Here is a 4863-nt window from a genome sequence, read left to right as displayed (position 1 = left end):
GGGGCTTAATGCGCCCACCTGGTTAGCCGCCTCGGTCATATCACGTACATTCGCCAAGGGGTTGGCTTGCAAATGACCACTTTTTACCAATTGACGTAGCTTACGCTGTAATGGCTCGGCTTTTAATGTGGCCTGTAGCGCGAGCTCAATGGCACCCACGGGTTCATTTTCTGTGCGTGGAATATAGCAGCTGCTGGTCAAACGATCTCGTGCAGCACTGGGATCTAAGAGCAACTGCGCGACTTGCAGCCCTAAACGATCGGATGGCTGGCGGAAAGGCTTACCCCATAAGAAAATCCAACGTTTAACAAGCGCAGCCACAAAGCGATTAGGGAAGTTTTCTAACACGCCCTCAAGCGCTGTTTGTGCTTTAAATAACGCATCCTGTACAGCCCAGTGAACAAGAGGCAAGTCTTCTTTTTGACGACCTTCGTCTTCGTAGCGTTTTAAAACGGCGCTGGCTAAATACATTTGTGACAGCACATCACCCAAACGAGCCGAAATGCTTTCTCTGCGCTTCAAGCTGCCACCCAACACAAACATAGACACATCGGCCAACATGGCAAACGCACTGGATACCCGCCCAAGAAGCTGGTAATAACGTGCCGTATCGCTATCGGCTTGCTGCGGTTTACGCGCAAAGCGCGCTGCGGTCAGACTATGCCCAGCTGTACGGAACACGTTTCCAAAAACAAAGCGCACATGCCCCCAAAAGGCTTGGTCAAAATCATGAAGGGCTTTTTTCTGATTTTTTTCTAAGACGGCTTGCATCTCGGCCAACACAAATGGGTGGCAACGCGTAGCACCTTGACCGAAAATAATCAGACAGCGGGTAAGAATATTGGCACCCTCAACGGTAATACCCACTGGAATTTGCTGATAAGCGCGACCCAGGAAGTTAGAGGGCCCTAAACAAATCCCTTTGCCCCCTACAACGTCCATCCCGTCATTTACCACCTGACGCGCACGCTCTGTAATGTGGTATTTCACGATACCTGAAGCTACCGCTGGTTTTTCGCCTAAATCCACGGCGCCCGCAGTCATTGTTCGAGCCGCTTCGGCCACATACGTGTTACCGCCAATACGCGCTAAGGCTTCGGCCACCCCTTCGAATTGACCAATTGATACCCCAAACTGGTTACGGATTCGTGAATAACCACCCACAGCACGTGAGGTTAATGCCGTCATACCTGCATTGGATGCGGGTAAAGAGATCGAGCGCCCTACCGCTAGACACTCCATGAGCATACGCCAGCCTTTACCCACCATTTTTTGACCACCAATGATGTATTCCATAGGAATGAACACATCTTTACCACGCGTAGGGCCGTTCATAAAGACAGCATTTAAAGGGAAGTGACGACGACCAATATCTACGCCAGGGTGATCCGCTGGGACCAACGCACATGTAATACCAATGTCTTTTTCATCCCCGATAAGGCCATCGGGGTCATATAGGCGAAAAGCAAGACCCACTACGGTACATACGGGAGCCAAAGTGATATAACGCTTGTCCCAGGTTACACGCATACCCAAGACTTCTTTGCCCTGCCATTGCCCTTTGCAAACAATGCCATAGTCTGGAATTGCCGCCGCATCAGAACCGGCCCAGGGGCTAGTCAAAGCAAAAGCGGGGATATCTTTACCGCTAGCAAGCCGTGGCAAATAATGATCTTTTTGCTCCTGCGTTCCGTAGTGCATCAACAGCTCTGCTGGCCCTAAAGAGTTCGGTACCATCACCGTAACGGCTAGCGCAGAAGAACGTGTGGAAAGCCGCGTCACAACCTGTGAGTGCGCATAAGCAGAAAACCCTAAACCCCCATAGGATTTAGGAATAATCATGCCAAAAAAGCCTTCTTTTTTGAGGTATTCCCAGACCTCGGTTGGCAAATCGCCATCATGGTGCGAAGCACGCCAGTCATCAACCATCGCACATGCGGTTTCCACCTGATTATCTAAGAAAGCTTGCTCCTCGGCGCTAAGACGGGGTTTAGGATAGGAAAGCAAACGATCCCAATCAGGGCGCCCACGGAATAATTCCCCTTCCCACCAGACCGTGCCCGATTCCAGCGCGTCTCGCTCCGTATCGGACATGGCTGGCAGTATCTTTTTAAAAGTATTTAGAATCGGTTGGCTCAATAGCGGGCGGCGAATGCTCGGCACCCCTACCAAAACGCCCCCTACGGCTGCTACCCCTAATGCGGTCCATCCTATGACATCTATCATGTTGCCCTACCCCTCTTAAAAATAACTAGAGCGGAGCCCGAAGCCCGCCTAATAAAAAAGCCATTAATCTAGGCAATAAACGCTCTGCGGCTTGCGTAGGATCCTCTGCCGCGCTTTGCTCCAGCCCTAATACCTCTCGCAATGCATGCGTGCCACTTAAAGCAAACGCTGTTGCCCCCAACATAAACTGAAAACGCCATACGATTTCCTCGTGCGGCACATGAGGTAAGGCTTTAAATAGCGCTTGCTTATAGCGTTCTAAGACCTCAGCGCATTCCTCTGCAAATAAAGTGCGCGTAAACTGTGCTGGATCCATCATGGAACGCTCTAATAATGACCACGCGGCATCATTGCCCTCGTTAGCAATACGAATTAATGTGCCAAAAAACGCATCCACAATTGCTGAAGCTTTTATCGGCTCACCGGTTTGTTTAGCCTGTTGCTCCAGCGCTTCTAAACGTAACAATCTTTCCTGATTTAAGATTTCGAGACGACGTTTAAATACTGCCTCTATCAAGCCCTCCTTGTTGCCAAAGTGATAATTCACTGCTGCCAAGTTCGCTTGAGCACGCGTGGTGATCTGGCGCAATGAAGTGGCGTCGTGGCCTTGCTGCGTGAATAGGTATTCCGCTGCATCAAGCAAAGCCTCGCGCGTTGCCAGCGTATCTTGGCGCATGGAATCATCATTTTTCTTTACAACTTCTTTAAGCATGAATACTCAACAACCACAAAAAATAAATCAAACGTTTGTTTGAATTATGATAAAAAAGAAAAAGCACGCCAATACAGAAAAACCCCTACTTCTGTTTTTTGACGTGCTCATGACAGAATCAATTTTATCGTTGTTTCGTGTTAACGAGAATAGTCAAAGGACACATTATGCGAGAAAAAAATACGCTTCCTTCAGTTCTACAAGACTTACGGCTCCCAGTGATTGCCGCCCCCATGTTTACCGTTAGCTATCCGGAACTTGTCATCGCCCAATGCCAAGCAGGTATTGCAGGTGCTTTTCCTGCACTAAACGCTCGCCGCCCTGAGCTACTTGACCAATGGCTAACCCAGATTAAACAGACACTAAGCGAGTATCAGTCACAACACCCCGATAAGCCTGTAGGCCCCATAGCGGTTAACCAAATTATTCATCACTCAAATCAACGCTTAGAAGAAGATGTAGAAATCTGCCTACGCCATGAGGTGCCCATTTTTATTACTTCATTACGCGCCCCAATGCCTGAAATGATTCAAGCCGTACATGCCTATGGGGGGATTGTGTTGCACGATGTGATCAATTTACGTCATGCATTAAAAGCGATTGAGGCCGGTGTGGATGGGCTAATTTTAGTTGCAGCAGGAGCAGGCGGACATGCTGGAACCCTATCGCCTTTTGCTCTGATCAAAGAGATTCGGGCTCATTACGATGGCCCTATTGCTTTAGCCGGCGCCATCTCTACCGGAGAAGCCGTTCTCGCTGCCCAAATACTGGGGGCAGATTTGGCTTACATGGGCACGCGTTTTATTGCCAGCACCGAAGCACAAGCCAGCGCTGACTATAAACAAAGCATTCTCCAAGCAGGCGCCTCTGATATTATCTATACCGACAAAATCTCAGGAGTCCACGGTAATTATCTTCGCCAAAGCTTAGAGCGCGCGGGGCTGGATCTTGAGAACTTAAACCAAGGCCCCAAAGGAAAAATAGAATACAGCAAAGAACAAGGGGCCAAAGCGTGGAAAGATATTTGGGGTGCTGGGCAAGGCGTGGCGGCGATTCATGATATTTTGCCTACTGCCGAGATTGTTGACCAACTCGAAGCGGAATACCGTGCAGCCCTTGATGCGGTACGCCGCTTCGCCTGATTTTCAGCCCGCCTCAGCAGCAGCTGGAGCAAAATACGCTATCGACGAGCATGAATAGGCACCTCGCGCCACTGCCCCGGTAGTAAGTCACCCAGCTCCCACGGCCCAACCTGCACGCGAACCAAGCGTAACGTTGGCAACCCCACAGCAGCCGTCATTCGCCGCACCTGGCGGTTTTTACCCTCGGTAATCGTTAAGCGCAGCCAAGCAGTGGGAATATGTGCTCGAAAGCGTATCGGCGGATCCCTTTCCCATAAATCCGGCTCGGGTATGAGCTCTACCTGAGCCGGTTGGGTTAAACCGTCTTTTAGCATGACCCCTTGGCGTAATTGTTGTAACTGATGCGCTTGAGGCATGCCCTCGACCTGAGCCCAATAGGTTTTAGGCATTTTGTATTTAGGCTCAGCAATACGAGCTTGTAAGCGCCCGTCATTTGTCAGCAGCAATAAGCCCTCGCTGTTGCGATCCAACCGGCCTGCGGCATACACATCAGGCACGGGAATATAGTCCTTTAGGGTGGCTCGCCCTTGGTCATCCGTAAAATGCGTCAAAACATCATAAGGCTTATTAAATAATAATAAACGAGGCGTGGATGGCGGGCTCACAGCTTTTTCGGAGCGAGTAAATGAAGCGCGAGCTTTGTGATGGCGTGATGTCATCCTAGTCCTGTTAAAACATTCGTAAACAATAAACAAACTATTGTAGTCTCTTCCACCATCACCGCCCACTTCTGAAAGGCGATCAACACAAACGGCCACAGGAGTCCAGTTAAAGGAATTATTT

The 4863-nt window shown here is 49.7% G+C and carries 4 protein-coding genes; 1 reads left to right on the top strand and 3 read right to left on the bottom strand.

Annotated features, from left to right (window positions below; all coding sequences use genetic code 11):
* Together Q1V74_RS00960 and Q1V74_RS00955 are read right to left on the bottom strand one after the other, a co-directional pair.
* Positions 1–2226 (bottom strand): acyl-CoA dehydrogenase (locus Q1V74_RS00960; RefSeq protein WP_300646647.1); only part of this gene is annotated, 2226 nt, incomplete at its 3' end.
* 25 nt (positions 2227–2251) lie between these two features.
* Complete coding sequence (locus Q1V74_RS00955; RefSeq protein ID WP_300646646.1) at positions 2252–2938, bottom strand: TetR/AcrR family transcriptional regulator; 687 nt, start codon at positions 2936–2938, stop codon at positions 2252–2254.
* A gap of 167 nt (positions 2939–3105) precedes the next feature.
* Between Q1V74_RS00955 and Q1V74_RS00950 the strand changes: the two genes are divergently transcribed.
* A complete protein-coding gene (locus Q1V74_RS00950; RefSeq protein WP_300646645.1) occupies positions 3106–4080 on the top strand; it encodes a nitronate monooxygenase family protein in 975 nt (324 codons plus the stop codon).
* Positions 4081–4118: 38 nt separating this feature from the next.
* Here the strand turns inward: Q1V74_RS00950 and Q1V74_RS00945 are convergent, their stop codons facing one another.
* The gene (locus tag Q1V74_RS00945; RefSeq protein ID WP_300646644.1) at positions 4119–4739 is read right to left on the bottom strand and encodes a pseudouridine synthase; all 621 of its coding nucleotides are present in this window, start codon (positions 4737–4739) and stop codon (positions 4119–4121) included.
* Positions 4740–4863: the final 124 nt, after the last annotated feature.

It is taken from the genome of Paenalcaligenes sp., from assembly GCF_030152715.1.
Lineage (GTDB): Bacteria > Pseudomonadota > Gammaproteobacteria > Burkholderiales > Burkholderiaceae_B > Paenalcaligenes > Paenalcaligenes hermetiae.
The sequence above is the reverse complement of the archived record's forward strand: the minus strand, read 5'-3'. Positions and strand labels throughout refer to the sequence as shown.